Origin of the sequence: Paracoccus salsus, assembly GCF_021556615.1 — a bacterium.
Classification (GTDB): Bacteria; Pseudomonadota; Alphaproteobacteria; order Rhodobacterales; family Rhodobacteraceae; genus Paracoccus; species Paracoccus salsus.
Genome location: NZ_JAKGGD010000001.1, coordinates 553506 through 578378 on the forward strand (window position 1 = coordinate 553506; position 24873 = coordinate 578378).

The 24873-nt window shown below is 64.3% G+C and carries 26 protein-coding genes, 1 tRNA gene and 2 pseudogenes; 7 read left to right on the forward strand and 22 right to left on the reverse strand.

Features of this window, described 5'->3' with window-relative positions; all coding sequences use genetic code 11:
* Together L1965_RS02710 and L1965_RS02715 are read left to right on the forward strand one after the other, a co-directional pair.
* A tRNA-Gln gene (locus tag L1965_RS02710) sits at positions 1-75 on the forward strand.
* Between the two features lie 138 nt (positions 76-213).
* A pseudogene (locus L1965_RS02715) lies at positions 214-590 on the forward strand (transposase); the annotation flags it as partial.
* A gap of 420 nt (positions 591-1010) precedes the next feature.
* On the opposite strand, the gene L1965_RS02720 reads toward L1965_RS02715, so the two are convergent.
* The 8 genes from L1965_RS02720 to L1965_RS02755 form a co-directional block, all read right to left on the reverse strand.
* The gene (locus tag L1965_RS02720; RefSeq protein ID WP_235754854.1) at positions 1011-2315 is read right to left on the reverse strand and encodes a pilus assembly protein TadG-related protein; all 1305 of its coding nucleotides are present in this window, start codon (positions 2313-2315) and stop codon (positions 1011-1013) included.
* Between the two features lie 22 nt (positions 2316-2337).
* Positions 2338-3303 carry a type II secretion system F family protein gene (locus L1965_RS02725; RefSeq protein WP_235754855.1) on the reverse strand — a complete coding sequence of 322 codons (966 nt, stop codon included), beginning with the start codon at positions 3301-3303 and terminating at the stop codon, positions 2338-2340.
* A 9-nt stretch (positions 3304-3312) separates the two neighbouring features.
* Complete coding sequence (locus L1965_RS02730) at positions 3313-4311, reverse strand: type II secretion system F family protein (RefSeq protein WP_235754856.1); 999 nt, start codon at positions 4309-4311, stop codon at positions 3313-3315.
* Between the two features lie 26 nt (positions 4312-4337).
* The gene (locus L1965_RS02735) at positions 4338-5762 is read right to left on the reverse strand and encodes a TadA family conjugal transfer-associated ATPase (protein WP_235754857.1); all 1425 of its coding nucleotides are present in this window, start codon (positions 5760-5762) and stop codon (positions 4338-4340) included.
* A gap of 72 nt (positions 5763-5834) precedes the next feature.
* Positions 5835-7154: a CpaE/TadZ family protein gene (locus L1965_RS02740; RefSeq protein WP_235754858.1), complete on the reverse strand. Its 1320-nt coding sequence runs from the start codon at positions 7152-7154 to the stop codon at positions 5835-5837.
* Positions 7151-7942: a Flp pilus assembly protein CpaB gene (cpaB, locus tag L1965_RS02745; RefSeq protein ID WP_235754859.1), complete on the reverse strand. Its 792-nt coding sequence runs from the start codon at positions 7940-7942 to the stop codon at positions 7151-7153. Before cpaB ends, L1965_RS02740 begins: the two co-directional genes overlap by 4 nt.
* Before the next feature lie 58 nt (positions 7943-8000).
* A complete protein-coding gene (locus L1965_RS02750) occupies positions 8001-8504 on the reverse strand; it encodes an A24 family peptidase (RefSeq protein WP_235754860.1) in 504 nt (167 codons plus the stop codon).
* 73 nt (positions 8505-8577) lie between these two features.
* Complete coding sequence (locus tag L1965_RS02755; RefSeq protein WP_235754861.1) at positions 8578-8745, reverse strand: Flp family type IVb pilin; 168 nt, start codon at positions 8743-8745, stop codon at positions 8578-8580.
* A gap of 422 nt (positions 8746-9167) precedes the next feature.
* Here L1965_RS02755 and L1965_RS02760 point away from each other — a divergent pair, with 422 nt between their 5' ends.
* The 4 genes from L1965_RS02760 (at position 9168) to L1965_RS02775 (ending at position 12530) form a co-directional block, all read left to right on the forward strand.
* Entirely contained in the window at positions 9168-9677 is a 510-nt protein-coding gene (locus L1965_RS02760) for a tetratricopeptide repeat protein (protein WP_235754862.1), read from the forward strand.
* A complete protein-coding gene (locus L1965_RS02765; RefSeq protein WP_235754863.1) occupies positions 9661-11043 on the forward strand; it encodes a type II and III secretion system protein family protein in 1383 nt (460 codons plus the stop codon). The genes L1965_RS02760 and L1965_RS02765 overlap by 17 nt, the downstream gene beginning before the upstream one ends.
* A gap of 639 nt (positions 11044-11682) precedes the next feature.
* Positions 11683-12132 (forward strand): TadE/TadG family type IV pilus assembly protein, encoded by a 450-nt coding sequence (locus L1965_RS02770; protein ID WP_235754864.1) that lies wholly within the window; start codon positions 11683-11685, stop codon positions 12130-12132.
* Complete coding sequence (locus tag L1965_RS02775; RefSeq protein ID WP_235754865.1) at positions 12129-12530, forward strand: TadE/TadG family type IV pilus assembly protein; 402 nt, start codon at positions 12129-12131, stop codon at positions 12528-12530. Before L1965_RS02770 ends, L1965_RS02775 begins: the two co-directional genes overlap by 4 nt.
* Positions 12531-12596: 66 nt before the next feature.
* Here L1965_RS02775 and L1965_RS02780 read toward each other — a convergent pair whose 3' ends face one another.
* The 4 genes and pseudogenes from L1965_RS02780 to L1965_RS02795 all read right to left on the reverse strand — a co-directional run bounded on the left by L1965_RS02780 (position 12597) and on the right by L1965_RS02795 (position 15163).
* Complete coding sequence (locus L1965_RS02780; RefSeq protein WP_235754866.1) at positions 12597-12962, reverse strand: hypothetical protein; 366 nt, start codon at positions 12960-12962, stop codon at positions 12597-12599.
* A gap of 107 nt (positions 12963-13069) precedes the next feature.
* Positions 13070-13309, reverse strand: a pseudogene (locus L1965_RS16230) (transposase); the annotation flags it as partial.
* Between the two features lie 113 nt (positions 13310-13422).
* Positions 13423-14427, reverse strand: a complete 1005-nt coding sequence (locus L1965_RS02790; protein ID WP_235754868.1) for a hypothetical protein — start codon at positions 14425-14427, stop codon at positions 13423-13425.
* 25 nt (positions 14428-14452) lie between these two features.
* Positions 14453-15163, reverse strand: a complete 711-nt coding sequence (locus L1965_RS02795) for a hypothetical protein (protein ID WP_235754869.1) — start codon at positions 15161-15163, stop codon at positions 14453-14455.
* Here L1965_RS02795 and L1965_RS02800 point away from each other — a divergent pair.
* A complete protein-coding gene (locus tag L1965_RS02800; RefSeq protein WP_235754870.1) occupies positions 15162-16241 on the forward strand; it encodes a hypothetical protein in 1080 nt (359 codons plus the stop codon). The two genes, L1965_RS02795 and L1965_RS02800, sit on opposite strands and share 2 nt — an antisense overlap.
* Before the next feature lie 12 nt (positions 16242-16253).
* Here the strand turns inward: L1965_RS02800 and L1965_RS02805 are convergent, their stop codons facing one another.
* From L1965_RS02805 to L1965_RS02850, 10 genes are all read right to left on the reverse strand, one after another.
* The gene (locus tag L1965_RS02805) at positions 16254-16850 is read right to left on the reverse strand and encodes a hypothetical protein (protein WP_235754871.1); all 597 of its coding nucleotides are present in this window, start codon (positions 16848-16850) and stop codon (positions 16254-16256) included.
* 9 nt (positions 16851-16859) lie between these two features.
* Positions 16860-17492, reverse strand: coding sequence for a hypothetical protein (locus tag L1965_RS02810; RefSeq protein WP_235754872.1), 633 nt, complete (start codon positions 17490-17492; stop codon positions 16860-16862).
* 194 nt (positions 17493-17686) lie between these two features.
* Entirely contained in the window at positions 17687-18715 is a 1029-nt protein-coding gene (locus tag L1965_RS02815) for a histone deacetylase family protein (RefSeq protein WP_235754873.1), read from the reverse strand.
* A 65-nt stretch (positions 18716-18780) separates the two neighbouring features.
* Complete coding sequence (kce, locus tag L1965_RS02820) at positions 18781-19707, reverse strand: 3,5-dioxohexanoate:acetyl-CoA acetone transferase (protein ID WP_235754874.1); 927 nt, start codon at positions 19705-19707, stop codon at positions 18781-18783.
* 9 nt (positions 19708-19716) lie between these two features.
* The gene (locus L1965_RS02825) at positions 19717-21054 is read right to left on the reverse strand and encodes an aminotransferase family protein (protein ID WP_235754875.1); all 1338 of its coding nucleotides are present in this window, start codon (positions 21052-21054) and stop codon (positions 19717-19719) included.
* Positions 21055-21067: 13 nt separating this feature from the next.
* Complete coding sequence (locus tag L1965_RS02830) at positions 21068-21829, reverse strand: amino acid ABC transporter ATP-binding protein (protein WP_235754876.1); 762 nt, start codon at positions 21827-21829, stop codon at positions 21068-21070.
* 14 nt (positions 21830-21843) lie between these two features.
* Positions 21844-22500, reverse strand: a complete 657-nt coding sequence (locus L1965_RS02835; RefSeq protein ID WP_235754877.1) for an amino acid ABC transporter permease — start codon at positions 22498-22500, stop codon at positions 21844-21846.
* Positions 22501-22530: 30 nt separating this feature from the next.
* Positions 22531-23178, reverse strand: coding sequence for an amino acid ABC transporter permease (locus tag L1965_RS02840; protein WP_235754878.1), 648 nt, complete (start codon positions 23176-23178; stop codon positions 22531-22533).
* A 12-nt stretch (positions 23179-23190) separates the two neighbouring features.
* The gene (locus L1965_RS02845) at positions 23191-23982 is read right to left on the reverse strand and encodes a creatininase family protein (RefSeq protein WP_235754879.1); all 792 of its coding nucleotides are present in this window, start codon (positions 23980-23982) and stop codon (positions 23191-23193) included.
* A 54-nt stretch (positions 23983-24036) separates the two neighbouring features.
* Positions 24037-24825, reverse strand: a complete 789-nt coding sequence (locus L1965_RS02850; RefSeq protein WP_235754880.1) for a transporter substrate-binding domain-containing protein — start codon at positions 24823-24825, stop codon at positions 24037-24039.
* Between the last annotated feature and the right edge of the window lie 48 nt (positions 24826-24873).

Genomic DNA, 24873 nt, shown 5'->3' on the forward strand with positions numbered 1-24873 from the left:
TGGGGCGTAGCCAAGTGGTAAGGCGTCGGTTTTTGGTACCGTGTACCGTAGGTTCGAATCCTACCGCCCCAGCCAGTCACGCGTCACATTTGCGGTCTCCAGCGCGAATTGGAACCGATGCAGCCGTTTGACGGGCTGCCGAAAGAGGCCGGTCTCGACGCGGTTTCGACACGATGATTCACCATCGGCACGGCAGCGGCGGTCAGGGTGACAATGCGCGGGACGGACGAGGCAGCGGGATCGCTGTTCAGCGATGTCGATCTTGAGGAGCGCGTTCCGGCGCGGCATCCGCTGCGTTTGATCCGCCCGATCGTCAACGACGCGCTTGCGAGCCTCGAGGCCGAGTTCGACGCGCTCCACACCGCTTTCGGTCGCCCTTCCATCGCGCCGGAGCGGCTGATCCGGGCGGGCCTGCTGCAAGTCTTGTTTTCGATCCGGTCTGGGTCCCCACGGCGTTCACGCAGAACCGCGACCGGCGGCTGACGACCGACATGTCGCGCAAGGTGATGGCCGCGATCCTGGCACATCCCGATGTCCGACCGCGGCTCTCGGACGCGCACGTCTCGGTGGACGGCACGCTGCTCACCGCGGCCACGACAGGGCCTGCGCGCAGTTCACGATGACAATCGCGGCCTGCACTCTGGCCAGGCTACCGAAACGCCTGGCAGCTTGACAAACAGGGCACCCCACACCCGGCGTCCGCCGCCGATGCCGCAGAGCAGCGCCTTCCAGTCGTGGCGGCATGGTTCACATTCCCGTCGTTCCTGCGGATCGCGGATTGAAGCGGGCGTCTTCAGGGAACAAAATTCGGCGGAACAGGGACCGGAACAGGCGGTAGCAGGGATCGCCGGCTGGCGGGCGGCACACTGCCAGCGCCGAGTCTCGCGCGAAGTCGTTGACGATGACCTGCTTCGGTTGCCCCTGGCCCGGGTTGCCAAGGCACGACCGGCAGGCGTCCACCGCGCCCGCGCCGCGTCCGCCAGGACGTGGACCCGCGCGACGGCCGTCAGCTATTCGACCAGAGCGACGACGACACTTGTTTCTATTTCCCGGATGTTGTCCTCGAGGCAGCTTGACCGCAGGGTGGAGTTGCCCGTGAACTCGACCGTGTAGCCGATGATCTGCGTGCAACCGTTCGAGGTGTTCGAGTTTCCGGTGAACCGGACGTCCGAACTGGGAAAGTAGATCGCCCCTTGCGTGGTGGAACCCGAGTTTCCCAGCACCTTGTGCGTGAGGCCCGTCTGAGTCCGGCTGCCGAAGAACAGGATGCCCGCATAAGGTCCGGATGACGGTGCCCGCATGCTGAATTTCCCGTTGCCGCTGAGACTGAGAGCCGCGTCACCTGCGAGATAGAAGGTCACGCCCTCACCGGACATCGATGCTTCATCCAGCGCCACATCGCCGTTGGCGTTCAGCGACAGCTCTCCGCCGTCGATGATATACAGGCCCGGAGCGAAACTTGCATGGCTCTTGATGTCCAGACCGCCGCAGATCCGCAGCGCCGGCACCCCGCTGGAATGGATGAAGTTCGGTGCAAAGCTGGTGGTCTTCTTGCCCTTCTGGGAAAGGCAGGTGCCCTCGATGGCGGGCTCGACGACATCGGCATAGGGATCGCGAACCACCGGAGCCAGCTCCTCGGCCTGGGCACAGTTGCGCATCGTGAGTCCCGCGCCGGTGACGGCCCCGCCAACCGATCGCACGCAGCCGACGGTCAGCTTGGCCGCCTTGTTCTGCATGTAGAACGCATCGCTGGCGTTCGAGTTCGTGACGACGTCGCAATTCTCGATCTCGACGGTGGTAGAGCCGGTGACGGTGACCGCCTGCGGGGCTGTCGGTGCCAGTGCAAGCACGCAGGCGCGGGTCGTTGACCGCCGCACATTTGCGACGGCGCGGGCGCTGATGCGGACGGGTTCATCCGTGAAGATCGCGGAAAAGAACCGGGGCTGAGCAAGACGAAGCTGCACCTCGACGCTGCTTGTGCTGCCCTGGAAGGCGCCGCTGACAGGCGGCGTGAAGGCGAAGAACGTCTCATCCGAGGCATCGAAACCGGACTGGACGGCCGCGCGCCTCGCAGCCGCCGTCACCGCATCGGCCGCGTCTCCGGCACGGACGCGGACCGCGCCGGCATGGGCGGCCATGTCGGCCGCCTGCTGCATGTTGCGCTGCAACAGGAAATGGAATCCGGCCTCGGCCCCGAAGCCCATCCCGCCCGCGATCAGTGGCAGGCACAATGCCACGATCACGGCGGTGGCGCCCCGCTGATCTTCGATGATCGGCAACAGGTCGAGTATCCGCCTTACCCTGCCAGACGTCATGATGGCCTCCTCCCTCCGGGTTTCAATTGCCAAGGATCTGTATGACCGCCGGCGTGATGATGACGGCGAAAAGGACCGGCAGGAAAAAGACGATCATCGGCACCGTCAGTTTCGGTGACAGGGACGCCGCCTTCTTCTCGGCCAGGCTCATCCGCATGTTCCGGCTCTCCTGCGCCAGCACGCGAAGGGTCGTGCCGAGGGACGTGCCATGCTGCTCGGACTGCATCAGGCCGGTGACAACCGATTTCACCCCATCCAGATCGGTCCGGCGGCCAAGATTCTCGTAGGCTGTGCGGCGGTCCGGCAGGTAGGAGAGTTCGGCAGTCGTCAAGGCAAGCTCTTCGGCCAGCTCCCTGGACTGGCCGCTGATCTCATCGGCGACCTTGCGGAACGCGTGCTCGATGCTCACCCCGGACTCGACGCAGATCATCAGCAGGTCAAGCGCATTGGGCCAGGCCCTGACAACGCTTTTCTGACGCTTCGCGATCCGGTTCCTCACGAAGAGGGCGGGCAGGTAATAGCCCAAGCCGGCGCTGGCGACGCAGATCGCGGCTTTCAGCAGAAACTGGATCTCGGGCTTGATCACGGCGAAGATGTAGAAGGCGCTGAACCCGAGCATCGTCAGCGGCATGAGCACCCGCATCGCCAGGAAGGTGATGACCGGCGCCCGCCCCCGGAACCCGGCCATCTGCAGGATCTGCAGCGTCGCCCCGTTCTTGAGATGACGCGCCAGATTGAGCCGCCGGACGATGACCGCATACAAGCGCTTCGGCTTGCTTGTCAGCAGCGAGCGCTTCGGCCGCTCTGCCGGCTGGACAAGGCCGCTCTGCCGCTGCGACTGCCATGCCCGATCCAGATGACGCATCCGTGCACCCAGCACGTCCGGGACCAGGTGAGGCCATGCAAGGCCGATCATCCCGCAGAACACGGCAAGGCCCGTCATGACCATCATGATCAGATCTCGGTGGGTCTGGACGGTTTCGTACATGACGGCCCCTCAGAAATCGAAGTTGATCATGGCGCGCATGGCCAGCACGCCCATGGACATCCACACGGCGCAACCAGCAAGAACGGCTTGCCCCAGCGGCTCGGTGAACAGAAGCGAGATGTATTGCGGGCTGGTCAGATACAGCCCCCCCGCCACGACGGGCGGCAGCGCCGCGATAATCGCGGCTGAGGCCTTTGCCTCTGCACTCATCGCCTTGATCTTGGAACGCATCTTCTTTCGCTCGCGAAGAACATTCGAAAGGTTGGCGAGGGCCTCTGTCAGGTTTCCCCCCGACTGGCTTTGCACGGCGACGACGGTCGCGAGGAAGTTGACCTCGGGAACGGGGACGCGATCAGCAAGGCGAAGCATGGCGTCCTGCAAAGGCACACCCAATGTCTGATGATCGACGATCACCCTGAATTCGCTGCGCACCGGGTCCTGCCCCTCGGCTGCGATGATCCTCAGACAGTCGCCAAGAGGAAGGCCGGACCGGACGCCGCGCACGATCACGTCAACCGCATTGGGGAACTCGTCGACAAAGGCAATGAAGCGACGGCTTCTCTTGAAGCCGACGTAGAGACGCGGCACGAGCAAGCCGCTGATGAGGCTGAGGCCAGCGGCGGCCAGCAGATGAACGCCGGCCGCGAATGCGATCAGGACGTAGCTCAGCAATCCTGCAGCCGCACACATGATGAGGTAGTGGGAGCGGCTCCAGCCAAGCCCGCTCTGCCGAAGCCGCTCGCTCAGCGAGGGATTCGCGCCGCGCCGCGAGCGTTGCTTCTGCTTGTCGGCCATCTCCTTGAGGGTTTCGTCGATCGATCTCTTTCTGGAGCTGGCGGCGCTGGCTGCATCGCCTGATTCCTTTCTCCGCCCGCCAGCCACGGAACGCATCCGCTGCTTCACTCGCGCCTCGTGGTTGAAACGCGGCTCGAGCAGGCTGTAGAGCAGGCCCCCGGCGCTGAAGCCCGCGAGCAGGAATATCAGAACGAGGACGCTGGCAGGGGTCATCGCGGCTGCTGGGATCCATGCAGGGGTCATGTGGCTCGACCGTTCGCTGCTTCGAGGGCGGCCATCAGGCGCTTCTCCTCTCCATAATACCTGGCACGGTCCGAGAAGACCGGGCGCATGACACCGGTGGATCGATGCCGACCGATAATCTTGCCCTTGTCGTCTTCGCCGCTCATTTCGAAGACGAACAGGTCCTGCAGGATTGGAACCTCGCCCTCCAGCCCGACCACCTCGGTGATATGGGTGATCCGGCGCGAGCCGTCGCGCAACCGTGCGGCCTGCACGATGATGTCGATCGACGACACGGCCATCTCGCGGATCGTCTTGGACGGCAGGGTGAAGCCCCCCATCGTCACCATGGCTTCCAGGCGTGACAGGGCCTCGCGCGGGGTGTTCGCGTGCAGCGTTCCCATCGACCCGTCATGGCCCGTGTTCATGGCCTGAAGAAGATCGAAAGCCTCGGGACCGCGCACCTCGCCGACGATGATCCGCTCGGGCCGCATCCGGAGGCAGTTCTTGACCAGTTGCCGCATCGTGATCTCGCCAATGCCCTCGATGTTCGGAGGACGAGTCTCGAGGCGAACGACATGCGGTTGCTGAAGCTGAAGTTCCGCCGAGTCCTCGCAGGTGATGATGCGTTCCTCGGGATCGACGTAGCCGGTCAGGCAATTGAGAAGTGTCGTCTTGCCCGACCCTGTCCCGCCCGAGATGAGCACATTGCAGCGCACGCGCCCGATTATCTTGAGCAGCTCCGCCCCTTCTGGCGTGATCGAGCCAAACTGCACGAGCTGGTCCAGTGTCAGCTTGTCCTTCTTGAACCTGCGGATCGTCAGTGTCGGCCCGTTCAGCGCAAGCGGCGGCACGATGACGTTGACCCGGCTGCCGTCCGGCAGGCGCGCATCGCACATGGGGCTGGATTCGTCGACGCGGCGCCCGACCTGGCTGACGATACGCTGGCAGACATTGAGAAGATGCGTGTTGTCCCGGAACCGGATGTCGGTCTGGATCATCCTGCCACCGACCTCGATGTAGATCGGATCTTTGCCATTCACCATGATGTCGGCGATGTCATCGCGTGCCAGCAGCGGCTCGAGCGGCCCGTAACCCAGCACGTCGTTGCAGATCTGCTCGACGATCTTGTTCTGAGCGCTGGCAGAGACCGCCGTCGGCTTGGCCGCGATGATGTCCACGGCGATGCTGCGGATTTCCTGCCGTGCCTCTTCGGGCTGCATCAGCGCAAGCTGGGTGACGTCGATCGCCTCGAGAAGGGCCGCGAATATTTCATTCTTCAGGTCGTAGAAGACGGCGGATCCCTGTGGCAGCGGCTTGCGCCGCTCCTCGGGCGACGCCACCTCCGGCTTGGCGGGCGCGACCGGAGGCTGCGTGGCCTGGCTGACAGGCTCGACAGGCGCCGTTATGTCAAACTTCAGCCGGTCTCTCTTGCCGAACACGCCACGATCCTCCCTGTCCCTGCCTCGCCCCGGTTGCCCCGTGTCTGTCGGTCATCACGACGCCCCGCGACCTCACCTTGCGCTGCGCCACTTCAGGAACGACCGCGCCGGTCGAGCCGGCGCCGTGCCACCAAGCGACTGCGCGATCTGGAGGAACGGGCGGCCAGCTGCCGCAGACAACTCGGCCAGCATCTGGCCGCCGTTCGCTGACTTGCTGAACAGCCTTGGCGCATACCCGACCTGCACATCCAGAGGCACGCCAAGCGCCGCGGCGAAGTCAACCGGCCTGATCTCCTCGCGCCTTGGCACGCGAACCTTGTTGAGAACCAGCACCGGTTCGACGTCATTCGGCCGGGCCTCTTTCAGAAGATCGAACAGCATCCGTGCATTCCGCAGATTGGCGAGGTCCGGTTCCGCCGTGACGATCACCTCATCGACCGAGAGAAGCGCCTGGCGCACCCAGGGCGACCACTCATGCGGAAGATCGAGCAGGACCAGCGGAAAGGTGCTTCTTGCGCGATCAAGAAGCCGATCCAGGGCCTCGAGTGACGGGGCAACCACGCTGCGGGACGCAGTGGCGCCGGCAAGCACGCTCAGGTTCGGCGCCGGCTTGTGCAGAAGTCGCTCGAAGGAGGCATCGTCCAGCCGGTCTGCGCCGTCGAGCTGGTCGGCGAACCCTATCGGAGCATTGATGTTGTAGTTCAGTGCCGCCGTGCCGAACTGCAGGTCCAGATCCGCGAGCAAGACCTTGGTTCGGTTTCGCGCCAGCGCCCATGCGGTGTTCTGCGCGACCGTGGATGACCCTGCGCCGCCCTTGCCGCCAATGAACGCCACGACCTTGCCGAACTGTGCAGCTTCGTGCTGCGGAAACAGGTTCACGAAGACCGAGATGAGCCGCGAGGGATCAACCGGCGCGACCAGATACTCGGTGATGCCGCGTTCCACCAGACGGCGGTAGAGCAGGACGTCGTTGACGCTGCCGACGACGACGACGCGTGTCTTGGCGTCACATACCTCGGCCAAGGTTTCGAGTTCCTGGAAGAAATCGTCGCTTTGCGCGTCGGCCTCGATCACCAGAAGATCGGGTGTCGGTTGCGTTGCGAAGAACTGCACCGCGCCGCGCAGCCCGCCGGGGCTTGCATCGAACTCTGCGCGGGACAGCCGCCTGTCCCCGGCGGCTTGCTTCAGCGTGGCAATGAACTCGGGCGTTTCGCAGAAGGCTCTCAGGGTGATGTAAGGGATCCGTCCCAGAGGCTGACCGCCATCTTCGCTCGGACCCGCCCGGTCTGCCAGCGCGCCCTGCGCGGCATCGTCCAGGCGACCGGCGCCCGGCTCATGGCGCGAGCCGGGCGAAACTCTGCTCGGGCCTTCCCGTTCGGTTGCGTTCATCATCTGCGCACCTGAACCATTTCCTGCTGGATGCCACGGAACACGCGGATCGCCTTCATCTCGTCCGCCTGCGCCAGCGTCGCCTCTGCGGCAGCCGGTTCGGGATCGTCCGCCTCGTCGGCATCGCCGACGGAGCGCAGGGCAAGCGAGATGATTCCGTCGGCCTCAGCCGAAACCACGGTTTCAACGTCTTCGGGGCGCAGCTCCAGCGTCGCCGTCTTGCCGACAACCGACCCCGTGTCCGCGTCGATCATCTGATCGATCGCCAGCACCCTGACCTTGCGCAGGATCGCCCGACTGCTCGCGTCACTCTGACCGTCCGCACCCTGGCGCAGCTGTGTGTGAAGCACATCGACCCGATCGTTCGGCAGGATGAAGCCGCCTGCGCTCGTGTCGGCGCTGATCCTCACGGCGACCGCGCGGCTTCCCCGCGACAGCATCACCGACAGCAGGCCGGACCCACTTGGTGCCAGCTTGCCCAGATGAACCGGCTCGCCGTTCATGATCGGGCTTCGCACCGCCATCCCTGCGATCTCGTCCGCCGCTGCGGGTTTCGCAGCCTGCGTGATGTAACTGTCATTCAACGCGTCCTTCGGCCAAGGCTGCCAGCGCAGTTCAGCTGCCTCGATCCGGCTGCCGGGCACGATGTCCGCCGCGGCCACAAGGACTTGCTCCAGCGGAGCGGCGGCTTGCGGCACCTGATTGCTGCCCTCGGCCCGGGGAAGCCCGGAAATCCAGGCTGCGGCCCCGCCGCTCATCAGCGCCAGGATGAAAATCGCCTTTCGCAGCATCGAGGGTTTCTCCTTTCGCAGTGTCGGCCCGGGCGACGGCAACGCAGGCCCGCCGTTTTTACAGCCATGCGGCAACCCCCGGCATGTCCATGTAGATCGTGATGCCTGCGGCCGCGATTGCGACCCCGTAGGGAACCCCCGCATCGCGCTGGTGAAGCCGGGCGATCCAGTCCCGCCGCCGCCACGATTCCGGCAGGCGGCCCCGCCGAAAGACCATCAGCAGGATCGTCAGCATGGCGCCGAAGAGCGACGTGTAGAGGATGAACGGGGCGAGGTTGTCCGCACCAAGCCAGAGCGCGGCGACGGTCAGCAGCTTCACGTCGCCCCCACCCATCCAGCGATGACAAAAGCCCCAGAAACCTGCGGCGAAGGCGACCGAGGCCGCTGCAATCGACCAGATGATGTCCTGCAGCGTCAGGCCGACCAGGGGGATGGCCACGAAGTAGCCAGCGAACAAGATCAGGATCAGGTGGTTGGGGATCCTCATGGTCCTCAGGTCACCGACCCCTGCGTGGATCAGCATGACAGGAAAGAACAGCAGCAGAAGCGTGGAAAAACTCATGTCAGCCGGACCGTCGCTGGCCGTGTCCGAGGTTGCCGGCAGGCGGTTCCCTGCCGGCGATCGCGGAGGAGGATCAGGGGGTGAGAGCGGTCGTAATTGCGGCGAAGGTTGCCTGCAGCTGCGGGCGCATCAACGTCAGCGATCCGACAACCACAACGGCGACGAGCGCGGCGATCAGCCCATACTCGATGGCGGTGGCACCAGAATCGTCCTTTACGAGGCGGCGAAGGCGATTTTTCATGACAAGGCTCCTGTCTTTTGCTGTGCAAGCACCGGCCGACGCCGGCGCCGCTGGGTGAGGTCAGACGACCGGGACGCGTAAAGCATGTTGTCGAAAGCTTTCACGGCGATCATCTTCAGGCTGTATGTGCGACTGGGCTACAGCGCACCGTAGTTCCTTATTGATACGCCATAGGCCCGAGCGCGCAAATCGAACTGTGTCTAAAACTTTATTATAAATATGTTAATGAATGGTCCTCATGGTTTCACCCTGGCCTCGCGCCGTGGCGATTCTGGCTGGAGCCTACAGCCTCAGATTGTCTTGCCGCATGGCCATTCCGAAGGAATAATGCAACCACGAGGGGAATATGCTTTCAGATCGATCTGGACAGGACTTGCCCCTCATGCCACTACTATCGACCAATAGAAGGGGCAGGTCTGAACATGGCACTGACACCGCGGCCGCGGGATTCCCGTCGCGCCTCGCGCAGCCGGGCGCTTGTTTTGATGGTGGGCATCGTTGCGGCCACGGGCTGCACCGAGGGCAATGTTGCCAGTCCGCGCCAATCGATTCCCGCAACCGTGCCAAGCGTGCCCAAGGGAAGTGAGCTGGCAACAGCCCGAACCAGCTATGATGCCGGCAATTTCGGCTTCGCCGCACGCTATTTCGAGATGGCGCTGAAGGCTTCGCCGGCCGACATGGAGGCTTGCCTCGGCCTTGCGGGATCCTACGACTGGCTGCACCGCTTCGACCTTGCGGACCGCACCTATGCCAAATGCCGCCGGATCGGTGGCGAAACCTTCGCCTATCACAACAATATCGGCTTCTCGTATTACCTTCGGGGCGACTACGGGCTGGCGGCAGTCAGCCTGGCTCAGGCACGACGGTTGCAGCCCGGCCACCCGGTGATCGAGACAAATCTCAGGATCCTTCGCGATGCCTCCTCTGGTTGAAGCCGTTCTGGCGCGTCTCGCCCTTGTATTGTTGCTGATATGGCCGGTCGCGCTCCCGGCCGCGGCGCAGGACAGCGTGGGCCTCACGCTCAGCACCCGTCGCGCGGCACAGGTGCAGGTTCCGGTCGGCGAGTCGCAGGTGTTCACGACCACCCAGGACATCGACCAGCTGGTGATCGGAAACCCCGCGGTCGCCGATGTGGTCGTGATTTCGCCGCGATCCTTCTACATTCTCGGGCAAAGCCTCGGACAGACGAACCTGCAGATCTTTGCCGGAGGGGAGGCGCTTGTCGGCCTCGTGGATCTTGAAGTGACCGTGGACACGGGCGATCTGGCCTCCGTGATCCGCAGTGTCGCTCCGGGGGCGAGTGTCCGGGTCGCGTCGGTGAACGGCAGGCTGCGGCTTTCGGGAACAGTGCAGGATGCGGTGACGATGACGCGCATTCTTGATGTTGCCGAGCAATATGGGTCGGACGAGGTGATCAACGCGATCCAGATCACGGACCCGCAGCAGGTATTCCTGAAGGTCCGGATGATCGAGGCGTCGCGGGAAGCCGGTCGGGCCATCGGCCTGGGCGTCAGCGGCAGCGGCAACTCGGGCACCATCCGGCTTGGCACCGGACGGATCGCCAACCCTGTCCCCTTCGGCAGCTTTCTTGCCACCATGGTCGAGAACGGCGTGTCGGTATCGCTTCTGATCGAGGCGCTGGAGGAACGGGGGCTCGTCCGCAACCTTGCCGAACCGACCCTTGCGGCCCTGTCGGGAGAAACCGCCAGCTTTCTTGCCGGCGGCGAAGTCCCCATTCCCGTCGCGCAGAACGACAGCGAGGTGACGGTCCAATACAAGGAGTTCGGCGTCCGTCTCACCTTCACGCCGGTTGTGCTTGGCAACGGGCTGATCAACCTGAAACTGGAGCCCGAGGTCAGCCAGCTCGATCTGAACAGGACCTACAACACCGGGACCATCGAACTGCCAAGCTTCTCGACACGCCGAGCCAGCACCACCATCGAACTCCGCGCCGGTCAGAGCTTTGTCATCGCGGGCCTGCTTCAGCGCAACAACGCACGACGTCAGTCGCAAGTACCCTGGCTGGGCAGCGTCCCGATCCTTGGGACACTGTTCCGGTCTGCGTCCTGGCAGAAGGATGAGACGGACCTGGTCATCATCGTGACGCCCTACCTCAACAGGCCCGAAGGCATGTCGGCAACCGTCGCGACACCGCTCGACAGTTCCATCCTCACGACGGAACAGGAGTTCTTCCTGCGCGGCAAGCAGGAGATCACCAGAGGCGAACTTGAACGCCGGTTGCGCCAGCGCGCCATCGACGGCCCGTTCGGACATATCCTGGGCAGTTCGAATGGTTAAGTTCCTGCCGGCCCTGTCCCTGATGCTCGTCTCGGGCTGCACGGACCCCATGTCCTCCTCGGACGGCATCTGGCCTGCGGCGGGAGTAGCACAGGCGACCAACTTGAACAATCAGACGACCGGCACGACCCCGATCCATGACTGGCGCGCCAGCCCGGGCGGTTCCGGCCCGCGTGCTGCCCGGGTTCTGCAGGATTACCAGACCAGCCCAGGTCAAGCCATCGCGCCGGGGGCCGCATCTCCGGACTAGCCGCGGGTGTTGGCGACCCGGATGCCAGGCCGCAGCTTCGGCACTCTCAGGTTCAACGCCCCCATCCGCGTCCCCGGCTCGCGGTCACGACACAGCGCCAACAAGGCGAGGATTTGCACCCCGTCCCCTGACACGACCCCGGTCCGTGACAACTGGCTTCCTCATCAGTCCGTTTGGCAGAACAGGGAACCCGCTCGTTCAAGGCGCGCGAGGATTCCCCGTGCCCGGGAAGACAGTCGTGCCGAAGGGGATGCCAGAACGATATGCGGAAACCCTTTAAATCTTTACATAATCTCCGCCCAGCTTGACCGCATTGCGCGTTGATCGGCCCGCACATGACCGTTATCTGTTTTCAAAGACCCTCCGCCACGAGCATGAGGCTCTGCGACATGATGGCATTTCTCCGCAAACCCGCATTTCGAAGGCTGGCCGCGATCGTCCCGGCGCAACGCGGCGCCTCTGCCGTCGAGTTCGCGCTTCTGGCTCCGGTCCTCACGCTCGCGCTTCTGTTGACGGTGGATGTGGGGCGTGCCCTGACGGAACAGATGACGATAGGCTCTGTGCTGCGGACCGGCGCGCAAAGCGCAATTGCCGGCGGCGACGCAGCAACCATCGGCCTAAGCCTGAATGGCTCCACGGCTGACGAGGCCCTGGCGGTCGCTGTCGCCCGCATCTGCTCCTGCCCCGAGAATCCGCAAGTCCGGTTGGATTGCTCGGCGACCTGCGCCGGGTCCGCGCCGACGGACATCTACTACATCCTCAGCGCCAACAAGGTCTTCTCGGGACTCCTTCTTCCAAGCCTGTCACTGTCCCGGTCGCTTCAGGTTCAGGTCCGGTGAGCATCCGCGCTCCGTTCCGTCGGCTGGCCAGCTGCAGGTCCGGAGCGGCGGCCGTCGAATTTGCCATGGTGGGCCTTCTCGTTGTTGGTCTCATCCTCGGCATTTCCGAGTTCGGGCGCGCCCTCTATCTTCTTAACCAACTCGCATTCGCTGCGGATATCGCAACGCGCCGCGTCCTGATCGACCCGCCGGAAACGGTCGGCGACCTTGAAGATCTCGAGGAGGCGATCCTCGATGCGGTGACGTTCGACCGAGATGCGTTCCGTGTCGAACTTGGCCTTCCCGCCGCGGACGGCGCCATGCCGATCACGCTCAGCCACCCGCTGACGCTGCTGGTTCCCGGCGTGAACCAGGGAAGCTTCGTGCTGCGCGTGCAGCGCCGTATTCAGGTGCCGTGACAGCCATCGCCATCCCCACCCTGGCCGGTCGCTTCGGCTTCAGACGCATGAGCAAGGCCGGCGCGCTCAGCGTGGTCCTGCGGGCATTGGTGGTCCTATCAGATCCGGCGGATAAAGGATCCTGCCCGTATGCACGTTCATGCAGCCGGTCTCTGCATTGTCGCGCAGGCTTTCGAGAAACAACCGGCACGCCCGCTCGTTCAACAGATGCACCGTCGAGAAGCCTCGCCTGATGTTGAAAGGAGTCCAGTTGGCCTGGCCCCGGATGATCGTCCGAGGGCCCGGAGGTTCGATGACGGAAGGCTTGTCCAGGAAATACGACTCGTCGACGATATCCAGTTCATCCTCGAAGTCACCGGGCTCGGGCTGAGCCTGGGCCGCCCCTGCGACCAGAAGCAGCGCGCAGAAGGCGATGCGGGTGATGCGGCTCACGTTTGGGATTCTCCTCGTTCGACCTGTCCAAGCGCCATCGCGACGGCGCGGGATCCTGTGTCTCGATACGACATCATGGCGCGGCGCCCAAGGCGAAATGGCTCTCGGGCGTCGAAACGCCCGTTGACCATTATGGCCCGCTGATGACGGGCCGCAACCCGTTCGCGGACGGCGCGTCCGCCCTGCTTGCGATTGCCGATGGCGAGGTGGATTGGCGTCGTCGCGGCCCTCGCGGTCGGGAACGGGCCCCTGGTTTTCAGCGTATTCCGCAGCACCCGGTTCAGCGATTCCACGGCATTCGTGGTGCAGATGATCCTCCCGATCAGGGCACCGAAGGCAAAGAACGGGTTCGCGTTGAACGGACCGAACAGGCGGCAAGCTGCCATCGGAAATCCGAACCGGCTCGACGATACTCCCGGGCGGCAAGAACCCCGCCGGCACGCGCATTTCGCGCCGCCGCCTAATCCGGATCAGGTCGTGACCGGCGCGGCGCGTGCGCCGTTCCGGGTCGTTGGTCGCGATGCGGCTGTCGCGAACGGCCGAGCCTCACGACAGCGCCCAGCCCGGTCAGCCCGCCCAGCACCGACAGAAGCGAGACGAACGGATCCTTGACGATGAGGTCGGTCCAGAGCGGCACCAGCCGCAGGGGCTCTGTTCCGACATATTGCAGGATCGCGCCCGTCGGCCCCGGCACGTTCACCGCCTGCACATCGAAATGACGCCTCGCAGCGTCCGCGATGATCTGGACGTTCATCGGGCTGGGCTCATCCTCTTTCAGGTCGCGGAAGGTGACAAATCCGCCAACCGGAATCCGGTCCTCGCGCAGAAGCAGGTTCGGCGGGTTGCCGAACCAGTTGGTCAGCATCGCACGGGCACGGAACGCGATCTCGCCGGACTGGACGTAGCCGCGCTGCGATATGCCGGGCGGTGTGCCAAGTTCCAGTTCGGCCCGCACAAGATAGCGCCCCCGCCCCGCGAAATCCGCCGTCTTCATGATCAGACGAGCGTCCCTGACCAGGCCCGGGCCCAATTCGGCACGCTCGGGCAGCCCCGCGATGCGGATCTCGACATGGTCGCCGACGATCTCGAATTCCATCCTGGTGCCGGGTGGCGGGTCCAGCACGAAGGCGGCGGGCCAGCCTGCCCCTTCCGGCCAGTCCGCGTCCACCACCTCGGCCGCGGGGGGCAATGCCTCGCCACCCGCCACCGCAATCCACCCGCCCTGCTCGCAGGTCATGATCGACGGGTAGTCGCGGGGCCGTCGCGGCATGTCCCGAGGCAGGCAAAGAAGCACGTCGCCAAGGCTCAGCGGGGCCTGCTCCTCCAGGATGGTCGTGGCAAGGCGCGTGGTCTGGGCGCTGGCGAACACGGTGCGCGTCTGCCGCGTCTCGACCAGCCACGAGAACAGCAAAGACAGAAGCATCGCGGCCGCCGGCAGCACGACGAGGATGAGGACAAGCCGCACGATGACCTGCGGCCTCGGACTTGGGTCAGTCGCCGGCAAGGACGACCTCGACTTCGTAGGTCTCGACGACGCGGTTGCGGGTGACGTCGAGGTGGATGGTGACAGGCTGTTCTCGCGGCAGGCCGGCCGGATCGACCGGGCAGGCGGCCGAATACTTGATCCCGCCGGTTTCCTCGACCTGGGCGCAGCGGGCGACGACCTCGCCATCCGCGGTGTCATAGGCCACGATGGTATCCGCGCCGGCCGTGTTGACATAGATTACCAGGCCCGGCTGCCCTGGCTGGCCGGCATCGCTCCAGACGACCGGGATGACGGGACCTTCCCGGTCGCAACCGCCCAGATTCATGCGCGCGACGGTGGGCGCGCTGCCAAGCACATCCGGGTATCGCGTCGGGTAGTCGAATGTCAGCGTTTCGCGCCGGGCAGCATCGCCGATGCTGTATGTGTTGACGGATTCGTAGGTGCCATCACGGCTGGTCACCCGCACGCACACGGTGTCGACCGCATCGTCGCCGGCCGGAAGGGTGGCCGTCAGCAGGGGGCTGGCCCTTGGGACATCGTCAGCCGTGAACATCGCGCCGACGACAAGGCCGCCCGATACCTTCGCGCGTTCATGGCGCTGTTCGTCAAATGGTATGTTTGGCGAAAGCGGTTCCTGTGCCAGACTGGGTCCCGCGAACAGCGCGACCGCAGTTGCGAAGATGACCTTTTTCATTTCGGGACCCCGGAAATCCATGCGTCTCCTTTCGAAGCTTATCCAGAGTCTGGCCCTCGCGCTACCGGTAGCTGTCTTTCCGGCACTGACCGATGCACGTCCGGTATGGGTCGAGGACGGTTCGGGAAACGGGTTCCTGTTCCGGAACCGTGGCGTCTGCTACGTGATCCTGCCCACGCATGTGCATGGCCGCGGCGCCTTTCGCCTGTCGGCGCGGAACCCTTCGGGGCTGGGGACAGGGCGGATCATTCACAAGGCCGATGCCGCGCTGGATCTGTCGCTTGGCGTGGTATCGGGCACGCTCGAGAAGGATTGCGGGCAGGACTGGGCCGATCTTCCGCAACGCGTCGCTCCGGTGGTGGGGCAGACGGTGACCGCGGTGCGCTATGAGCAGGGGTCGGTCGAGACGATCCGCTCGATGATCACCACGGTGACCTTCACGCATCTGGAAATCGCCCCGCTGCCCGACGAGACCCGGTTCTTCGCCGCCCGCACATCGGGCGCGTTCGTGCTGGATGGCACGCGGCCCTTGGGCATGATTGTCGAGGCCGAAGACCGCCAGAGCGGCTATGTGCTGCGTTGGGACGAGATATACGACCGCCTGCGCCGCGTCGTCGAGGACTGGTACGAAGAGGACGGCTGCACCGACCCCGCCGGTTGCGACAACCCGGTCCCGGACCCTGCCCCCGCCACGCTGTCGGGTTTTCGGCTTGCCAGCTGGAAGCCGCATGGGATCAGCGGCGAGCACGGGGCCGAGGCGATGGTGGCCGGGCTGGGCCCCTATGTCGCGCCGATCTCGCGGACCGAACCCGTCATCCTGACATTCGAGGCCGACACGATCCGCGAGGTTTCGCGCGTGGTCCTCAGATCGGACGCGGACAACGAAACAAGCGTCTCGCCCAAGCTGGTGATGGTCCGGGTGGATACGTCATCGGACGGGGTCGAGCGCTGGCGGGATTTCCGCAGCCCGCAGGACATGGTGCCGGGCGAGGCGCTGGACCTCAGGCGCGGCGCGACCCACGCGCGGCGCCTGAGGATAGAGATCCGCTCAGGCTGGGGCGACGGGCCGGTGCGGCTGGACAGCGTGGCCATCGAATAGGCGTCGCGGGCGCTATTCGGCCAGCGGAACCGTCATCATCACCGCGGTCTGCGAGAAATTCGCGGGACCTGCGAGGTTGCCCTCCTTGTCAAGCGTCAGCTGCGCCCAGCTGTCGACGTAGAAGCTGACCACGTCGGCGTTCAGCGTGACCCAGCAATCCTTGTTCCGGCTGTTGAGCCAGCATTGCCGGTCGGCGTCCCATTTCCCGATCTTGCGGACGATGCTGGCCGTCATGTCGGGCTTGAGCGTGCCGTTCAATTGGGCGACCGTGCGGCCGTAATACTGGTTCACCTCTTCGCCGACCGGTTCGATGTTCACGATCAGGTTGGGCTCGCTGTTCAGGATCGCCCGCAGCACCGTGGACCGGATCGCCAGATCGGTCGAATACAGCCCCGAGCGGATGGCCAGCCGCCGCTGGTCCGGGTCGCCCTTCTCGATCATGATCTGCATCGCGGCCAGCGCCCGGCGCGGATCCGGGTCGGCCAGGGCATCCTCGAATGTCGAAAGCGTACTGACCCGCGCATCGACCTCGGCTTTCAGGTCATCAAGGGTTACCTGCGCCGCAGCGGGGACGGCGAGGGCCAGCAGAAAGATCAGGGAACGCAGCATCGGTCGTCCTCAGCGAAGGGTTATCGTGGCGGGGTAATCGAACGGAAGGCCCTCGAGGGACGCGATCTTGCCGTGCAGCACCCCATCGGCGCCCAGCACGAAGGCGCCCTTCAGGCCCATATGCGGACCACCGGTGTACGTGTTCCGGATATCCATCTTCAAGCCCGAGACCGAGATGTGCCGGTCTGGATCGCAGCTGCCGCTTGACGCGACGAGGCTGATGCATTGGGTTTCGGGATGCGCTTGCACCAGCGGCCATGTCTGCATCGGGCCAAGCCACGCGTTCATGTGGGCGATCGCATCTTCGTTGTCGCCGATCGCCTCGGTGTCGATCTCGATCACGATGCTGTCGCGCCGGGACAGAACCTCCCACAATGCGCGGCTGCGCAGGCGCATATCCGCCGCGGCCAGGGCGCTGCCGAGGGCGATTTCGGCCAGCGTCTTGTCGCCGCTTTCCATCATCACGTCGAAAGCCGCCAGAGACGCATTGCCGTCGGCGCCCTCGAGGATTTCGACCAGTTCGCCGTAGGTCCCGGCGCGGTCCCCGATCCTTGCCTTCAGCGCTTCGATATCGACGGTCTGAGCCGTCGCCATCGCGCCGACGAGACAGAAGAGCAGCATCGCCAGAGTTCGAAATGCCATCCAGTCCCCCCTGCTGTTCGACCCGGGCCGGGTTGCCCCGTCAGTCCGCCTGCCCGCCGACCGCCCTTGCGGTGCCGCGCCTATCCCTCACTGTCCTTCAGGTGGCATGCGAATTGCAAGTCCGGCCTTGGCTGCAAGGCCCGCGGACGCAGCCGCGCTGCCCGCAGCGGGACCCGCATGACGCGCGGTCCCGTTCAGCCGCGGCTTTCCTGGTAGCCGATCAGAAACGATGCAAGATTGTCGCCAAGCGCGTCGCAGAGATAGCCCCCCTCCTGAACGAAAACCGATGGCAGGCCCAGCCCGGCGATCGCTGAGCCTATCCTGCCAAACCCGGCGGTGCTGACCGCAAGACCCCTGAACGGATCGTCGACGAAGGCATCCAGCCCCAGCGCGACGACAATCACATCCGCGCCAAAGGCCCTGATCCTTTGCAGCGCCACGTCCAGCGTGGCCAGGTAGGCGTCGTCTTCTGTGCCGCGCGCAAGCGGCAGGTTCAGGTTGTAGCCCAACCCCTCACCCGCCCCCCTTTCATGCGCCTGCCCCCAGAAGAACGGATAGAAGCGTTCGGGGTCCGCATGGATCGAAACCGTCAGCACATCGCTGCGATGATAGAAGATGCCTTGCGTTCCGTTTCCGTGATGCACGTCGACATCCAGGATTGCCGGGCGCAAGCCGTGATTTCGCAACCGCTCGGCAGCGATGCCCGAATTGTTCAGAAAACAGAAGCCGCCGGCCAGGTCGCCGAATGCGTGGTGCCCCGGCGGTCGCGACAGCGCATAGCCCGATGCCTCGCCCGCAAGGATCAGGTCAGCAGCCGCGATCGCGGTCTGGGCGGACCAGTATGCGGCTTCCCAGGTACCCTTGGCGATCGGGCAGGCGGTGTCGGCCTGATGGTAGCCTGCCTGACCGACCGCGGATTTCGGATAGCTGTCGCTGCGCGTGGCCGGGTGGATATTGGGAATGACCTCTTCGCCGGCCCCTTCGATGCGTTGCCAGCGGGTATGGATGTTCTCGAGAAAGGTCAGATATTCGGGGGAATGCAGCGCGGCGATGGGCCCCATGCCTTCATCATGCGGCGCTTCGACACTGCACCCCGCGGCGCGGGCACCTGTCAGCAGCCGGTCGATCCGCTCTGCCTGTTCCGGGTTGGGCAGCAGGGCGCCGTTGGCCATGAAGTGACGCGGTTGATGCAACCACTGCCGGTCGTCGAAGATGGCTTTCATGTCGTTCTTCCCGTGATGTCTGGGGCGACGGGGCAAGCCGGCGCCAGGGCGATACAGTGCATGTCTCAGATCGCAGTCCGGTCGGCGCCCTTCAGGTGCAGCATCGCGCGCGCGTCGTCCGCAGAGGCGATCGAGCGGCCGAGCTCCTCGACGATCCGGCGGATCTTGGCGACCTGTTCGGCGTTGTCGCGCGCCAGCACGCCTTGCGAGATCATCAGGCTGTCCTCGAGGCCGACCCGGACATGGCCACCCAGGATCGCCGACATGGTGACCAGCGGCATCTGGTGCCGCCCGGCCGCCAGGACCGAAAAGCTGTAGCCATCGCCAAACAGCCTGTCGGCGATCATTTTCATGTGGGTGAGGTTCTCGGGGTCGGGACCAATGCCGCCCAGCACGCCGAACACGAACTGGATGAACAACGGGCCCTGCACCAGCCCACGGTCGACGAAATGCTTCAGCATGTAGAGATGGCCGACATCGTAGCACTCGAACTCGAACCGCGCGCCGCGCTTTTCGCCCAGCTCATGCAGGATCATCGCGATGTCGCGTGGCGTGTTCTTGAAGACGAGTTCGTCCGAGCCTTCCAGAAACGGCTTTTCCCAGTCGAATTTCCACTCTGCGATGCGCGCGGCGGCCGGATAGAGCGCAAAGTTCATCGAGCCCATGTTGAGAGAGCACATCTCGGGCTGGGCATGTTTCGGCGCGGCGAGACGGTCGTCCAGCGTCATCGTTGCGCTGCCGCCGGTCGAGATGTTCAGAACCGCGTCGCAACGCTGCTTGATCTGCGGAAGGAACGCCATGAAATGCGCCGGGTCGGCCGAGGGCCGGCCGTTTGCGGGATCGCGCGCATGCAGGTGCAGGATCGCAGCCCCTGCCTCTGCGGCTCCGATCGCATTTTCGGTGATCTGCTGGGCTGTCACTGGCAGATTGGGCGACATGGACGGGGTGTGGATCGAGCCGGTGATGGCACAGGTGATGATGATCTTTGACATGCCTGCCCCTTACGCCGCGCCGGAAAGCTGCGGAATTTCGGCCATATAGCGTGCAAGCGACTGGTCCAGCCTTTCCACGATGTCGTCGATCTGCGTCTCGTCCACGATCATCGGAGGACAAACAAGGAAGTGGTCGCCCGACATCCCGCCCCGGGTGCGGCGGGAATAGATGATGAGACCATTGTCATAAGCGATGTCGACCAGCCTGGCATGCGCGTTGAGATTCGCCGGAAGCGGGGACTTGGTCTGCCTGTCCGCCATCAACTCGAACGCCATCAGCAGACCCTTGCCCCGGACATCCCCGATCAGCGGATAGCGCTGCATCAGACCATCCAGACGTGAAGCCAGCATGTCTCCCATCCGCGCGGCGTTGCCGACAAGGTCGTGCTCTTCGATCTGCTCCAGCACCGCGCAGCCCGCCGCGCAGGCCAGCGGATTGCCGGCATAGGTGAAACCGTGGATGAACCCTCCCGCCGTCATCACCGCATCGACGATGTCGTCTCGGGCAATCATCGCCCCCAGCGGGACATAGCCGCCGCCAAACCCTTTCGAGATGGCGATGAGGTCGGGCGTCACGTCCCAATGCTCGGCGCCGAAGAAGCGTCCGGTGCGACCGCCGCCGGTCATGACCTCGTCATGGATCAACAGCACACCGTACCGGGTGCAGATCTCGCGGATGCGCTGCATGTAGCCGGAAGGGGGAACCAGCGCCCCGGTCGAGGCCCCGCCCACAGGCTCGACGATGAAGGCCAGGACGGTGTCGGGACCCTCTTCGAGGATCCTGGCCTCAAGCATGTCGGCGTAGTGCAGCCCCGATGCAGGGTCATCCGCATCCAGCCCGTCCAGATACGCGCGTGGCGCCGGGATCCTGGGCATCCTCTGCATCATCGGGTCAAAGGGTGCCGTCATCGGTGTGTAGCCGGTGATCGCCAGCGCGCCCAACGTGCATCCGTGATAGCTTGGATGGCGCGAGATCACCTTGAAACGCTGCGACTGGCCCTGGGTCAGCGCATACTGGCGCGCCATTTTCAGCGTGCTTTCGACCGCTTCCGAGCCGCCAGAAACGAAGAAGACCTTGTTGAGACCGTCCGGTGCCAGTGCCGCCGTCCTTGCCGCCAGCATCTCGGAGCTTTCGGTCTGGAAATGCAGCCGGTAGCCGAAGGTCGACCGGTCCATCTGGGCGCGCATCGCCGCAAGCACGGCCGGATTGGAATGGCCGATATTGCTGACCATCGCACCGCTGGAGCCGTCGATATAGCGCCTGCCGTTCGTGTCCCACATGTAGATCCCCTCGGCGCGCTCGAGCATCGGGCGGGGCGACTTGGTCTGATAGAAAAGATTGCTCATCCGGATTACACCTTCAGCGGCTGAGATGCTTGCGCAGGAAATTGCGCGTGCGTTCTTCCTTCGGGTCATGAAAGATCACCGAGGGTGGCCCCTCTTCGACCACCACGCCCTGATCCATGAACAGCACCCGGTCGCAGACAGACGCCGCGAAATCCATTTCATGCGTCACGATGATCATGGTCATGTGCTCTTCGGCGAGCTGCTTCATCACCAGGTTCACCTCTTCGACCAGTTCGGGGTCCAGCGCGGACGTCGCCTCGTCGAACAGCATCACCTTGGGCTTCATCGCCAGGGCCCGCGCGATCGCCACGCGCTGTTTCTGCCCACCGGAAAGCCGCGAGGGATATTCGTCGATCTTTTCCGAAAGACCGACCTTGGCCAACTGCTCTTCTGCAAGCTTGTCGGCATCGGCCTCGGACAGGCCCTTGAGCATCCGCGGCGCCAGGGTGATGTTGCCGCGCACGGTCAGATGCGGAAACAGGTTGAAATGCTGGAACACCATGCCGATGTCCTGACGCACCTGGTTCACATGCGCCTCGTACTGGCGATGCGGCAGCTTCTTGTTGATCTGCACGTCCTCCAGCCAGACCTCGCCTGACGTCAGCGGGTCCAGCTCGTTGATGGCCCGCAACAGCGTGGACTTTCCAGACCCGGAAGGGCCGATGATCGCGACGATCTGACCGCGGTTGACGGTCAGGTTGATGTCCTTGAGGACTTCGAGCGCGCCATAGCTCTTGGCCGCATTCCTGATGGTGACAAAGGCCTGATCGGTCATGGACAGCTTCCTTCTCAGCGCGACGCGGCGATGCGGCGTTCCAGCCGGCGCAGGCCCGCTTCCAGCGCGAGGTTGACGATGTAGTAGCAAAAGGCTGCCGCCAGGTAGAACTCGAACGGGCGGTAGGTGCGGCTGATGGCCTGCTGCGCAGCCAGTGTCAGTTCCATCACGCCGATGACGGAAACCAGCGCGGAATCCTTGAGCAGCGCGATCATGTTGTTGCCCATCGGCGGGACCACCGCGCGAACCGCCTGCGGGATGACGACCTTGCGCAGCGTCTGACCGCGTGACAGCCCGAGGGTGCGGGCGCCCTCATACTGGCCCTTGTCCACGGCAAGGATCGACGCCTGGATCAGCTCGGAATTATAGACCGCGAAATGCAGCCCCAGCCCGATCACCCCGGCGACGAACGCAGGCAGATCGATGCCGATCTGGATCAGCCCGAAATAGATCAGGAACAACTGCAACAGCAGCGGCGTCCCCATGAAGAGAAACGCAAATCCGCGAAAAGGCAGGCGCAGCGACCAATGACCGTAAAGCGCGATGACCGCGAAGACGATGCCGCCGAAGAAGCTGAGAAGCCCGGCGCAGATGGTGATCGCGATGGTCCAGCCCGCGCCCATCAGAAGCACGCCGAAATAGCTTGGCACCACGGTGAAATCAAGCCCCATGCCGACCTCCTGTCATTCGGATGCCGCCGCTCATACGATGCGCGCCCTGCGGTCGAGCCAGTTTATGCCATGCCCCACGGCGTAGATGATCGCCATGTAGAGGACCCCGGCGACCAGGAACATTTCGAACGGCTTGTAGGTCGAGCCGATGAACCGCTGCGCGGTATAGGTCAGCTCGACCACGGAAATCGGCGCGACCAGGGCAGTGCCCTTGATGAGCGCGTTGATGTTGACCCCCAGAGGCCGGATCATGAGACGCGCCGCCTGCGGCAGAACCACCTTGCGCATCGTCTGCCAGCGGCTCAGGCCCAGCGTGCGCGCCGCCTCGGCCTGACCCCGGTCCACGGACACGATGGCACCGCGGATGGTTTCGGTCATGTAGGCGCCGATATTCACGCCCAGCGCGATTGTCCCGGCGGCAAAGCTGTCCAGCTGGATGCCGATCTGCGGACCGCCGAAATACAGGATGAAAACCTGGATCAGCGCCGGCGTGCCGCGCCACAGGCTGACATAGACCGCGCCGATCCAGCGAAACACGGCCAGACGCGAGAGCCGTGCGGCAGCGCCCAGCGCACCGCAGCCCAGGCCCAGCAGCGCCGTCAGCACCGAAAGCTGGATTGTCACCCAGGCCGCCTCCAGGAAGAACGGCGCGACGCGCAAGATCAGTTCCGTGTCCAAGAGGGCCGCCTTTCAGTGGTGATCGCGACGAGGCAGGATGGGCAGAGCCCGGATTTCACGGACCAGGGCGGTGGTTTCCTCGATCGCCGCCTCAAGGAACCGTCGACCCGTTTCAGCGTCGGCGACGGTCGGGTCCCCCATCGTGCCGTCCGGTGAAACCGCGGACCACCATTGCATCAGCATGGCGCCGCCACCGCCGCCCGCGAGGTCAAGATTGAAGAACCTGCTGTCGGGATCGTGGAGGTTCCGGGGCGACGACCGTTCGATATTCACGCGCTCGGGATGCAGATGCATGTACATCGCCGCCTCGAACTCTCCGGCATGGGCAATACCGCCGATCCCGGACTTCCGCAGTTCGTTGATGCGCGCCGGCATCAGGTTCCAGTAAGAGGCCGACACGCAGATGATGCCGGTCTCGATCACCGTCTTGCGCGCGGCGAGGTCCAGACAGGGATGGTTCGACCCGTGCGAATTCAGCAGCAGGATGCGGCGGAAGCCGTGATGCGCGAGCGACCTGGTGATGTCGGTGACAAAGGCGATCAGGGTTTCCGGCTGGATCCAGATGACACCCGGGAAATCCTTGTGATGTTCGTTGAACCCGTAAGGCAGCGGGGGCATCACGAAAACCGCGTCCGGAACAGCCTTGGCCACACCGATCGCCACGGCCATGCCCAGCACGGTATCGGTGTCCAGCGGCATGTGCGGGCCGTGATCCTCGGTCGCGGACACGTTCAGGATCACGACCCTGTCCTTGTCTGCGTCGCGCACCTCTTCCCATGTCAGGTGGCCGTAATTCGTTGTCATGTGGCTTCCCGCGGCAAGCGAGCCTGCCGGGGGTTTCCCGGCAGGCGACGGTGATCAGCGGATATCGCCACCAACCCATTCTTCGGCGATCTCGAGATAAGTGCCATCGTCCATCATCGCGTCCAGCGCCTCTTGCATGGCGGCGGCCAGTTCCGGGTTGCCTTCCCGGATCGCGATGCCGGCACCGATCTGTTCGGCCTCCGGGTCGTCGATCATCGCCAGATCGTACTGGCCGGATTTCATGGCCACCATCACCGGGATCGAATCGTTCACGATGGCGTCGACGCGACCGCTGTCGAGTTCCAGCAGCAACTCGGGCAGGCCCTTGTAGGTGTTGATCCTGTATCCCTGAGCCCTTGCCCATTCCTCATGCGTTTCGCCCAGGGTCACGCCGACCTTCGCATCGTCCAGTTGCGCGATGCTGGTGATGTCGGAACCGGACTTGGTGAAGACCGCCCGCTTGGTGTTGTAATAGGGCCCGACGAAATCGATCACCTTGTCACGCTCTTCGGTGATCGACATGGAGCCCACCACGGCGTCGTATTTGTTGGCCAGCAGACCGCCGATGATCCCGTCCCACGCGGTCGTGATGATTTCGACCTCGAGTCCCATCCGACTGGCCAGCTCGGTGCCGATGGCCGGATCGAATCCCACGACCTCGTTCTGCTCGTTCACGAAGTTGAAGGGCGGATACTGCCCGCTCATCGCGATGCGCAGCACGCCGCGCTCCTTGATGTCCGCGAGTTCGTCGGCTGCGGCGGTCATCGGTGCAAAGCCGATTCCCATCAGCGCCACGGCACCCAACAGGACACCGCGGCGCCCGAGAATCATTGATTTCATCATGTCGTTTTCCCTGTCGTTATCGGTTCTTGTTCATGTGCGCATGCCAAG

Coding starts and splice junctions, on each gene's coding strand:
- L1965_RS02830 (WP_235754876.1), bottom strand. CDS start 21,829: ATGACCGATCAGGCCTTTGTCACCATCAGGAATGCGGCCAAGAGCTAT.
- L1965_RS02805 (WP_235754871.1), bottom strand. CDS start 16,850: ATGCTGCGTTCCCTGATCTTTCTGCTGGCCCTCGCCGTCCCCGCTGCG.
- cpaB (WP_235754859.1), bottom strand. CDS start 7,942: ATGCTGCGAAAGGCGATTTTCATCCTGGCGCTGATGAGCGGCGGGGCC.
- L1965_RS02740 (WP_235754858.1), bottom strand. CDS start 7,154: ATGATGAACGCAACCGAACGGGAAGGCCCGAGCAGAGTTTCGCCCGGC.
- L1965_RS02720 (WP_235754854.1), bottom strand. CDS start 2,315: ATGACGTCTGGCAGGGTAAGGCGGATACTCGACCTGTTGCCGATCATC.
- L1965_RS02835 (WP_235754877.1), bottom strand. CDS start 22,500: ATGGGGCTTGATTTCACCGTGGTGCCAAGCTATTTCGGCGTGCTTCTG.
- L1965_RS02725 (WP_235754855.1), bottom strand. CDS start 3,303: ATGTACGAAACCGTCCAGACCCACCGAGATCTGATCATGATGGTCATG.
- L1965_RS02850 (WP_235754880.1), bottom strand. CDS start 24,825: ATGATGAAATCAATGATTCTCGGGCGCCGCGGTGTCCTGTTGGGTGCC.
- L1965_RS02845 (WP_235754879.1), bottom strand. CDS start 23,982: ATGACAACGAATTACGGCCACCTGACATGGGAAGAGGTGCGCGACGCA.
- L1965_RS02770 (WP_235754864.1), top strand. CDS start 11,683: ATGATGGCATTTCTCCGCAAACCCGCATTTCGAAGGCTGGCCGCGATC.
- L1965_RS02795 (WP_235754869.1), bottom strand. CDS start 15,163: ATGGATTTCCGGGGTCCCGAAATGAAAAAGGTCATCTTCGCAACTGCG.
- L1965_RS02800 (WP_235754870.1), top strand. CDS start 15,162: ATGCGTCTCCTTTCGAAGCTTATCCAGAGTCTGGCCCTCGCGCTACCG.
- L1965_RS02760 (WP_235754862.1), top strand. CDS start 9,168: ATGGCACTGACACCGCGGCCGCGGGATTCCCGTCGCGCCTCGCGCAGC.
- L1965_RS02810 (WP_235754872.1), bottom strand. CDS start 17,492: ATGGCATTTCGAACTCTGGCGATGCTGCTCTTCTGTCTCGTCGGCGCG.
- L1965_RS02730 (WP_235754856.1), bottom strand. CDS start 4,311: ATGACCCCTGCCAGCGTCCTCGTTCTGATATTCCTGCTCGCGGGCTTC.
- kce (WP_235754874.1), bottom strand. CDS start 19,707: ATGTCAAAGATCATCATCACCTGTGCCATCACCGGCTCGATCCACACC.
- L1965_RS02755 (WP_235754861.1), bottom strand. CDS start 8,745: ATGAAAAATCGCCTTCGCCGCCTCGTAAAGGACGATTCTGGTGCCACC.
- L1965_RS02825 (WP_235754875.1), bottom strand. CDS start 21,054: ATGAGCAATCTTTTCTATCAGACCAAGTCGCCCCGCCCGATGCTCGAG.
- L1965_RS02815 (WP_235754873.1), bottom strand. CDS start 18,715: ATGAAAGCCATCTTCGACGACCGGCAGTGGTTGCATCAACCGCGTCAC.
- L1965_RS02765 (WP_235754863.1), top strand. CDS start 9,661: ATGCCTCCTCTGGTTGAAGCCGTTCTGGCGCGTCTCGCCCTTGTATTG.
- L1965_RS02750 (WP_235754860.1), bottom strand. CDS start 8,504: ATGAGTTTTTCCACGCTTCTGCTGCTGTTCTTTCCTGTCATGCTGATC.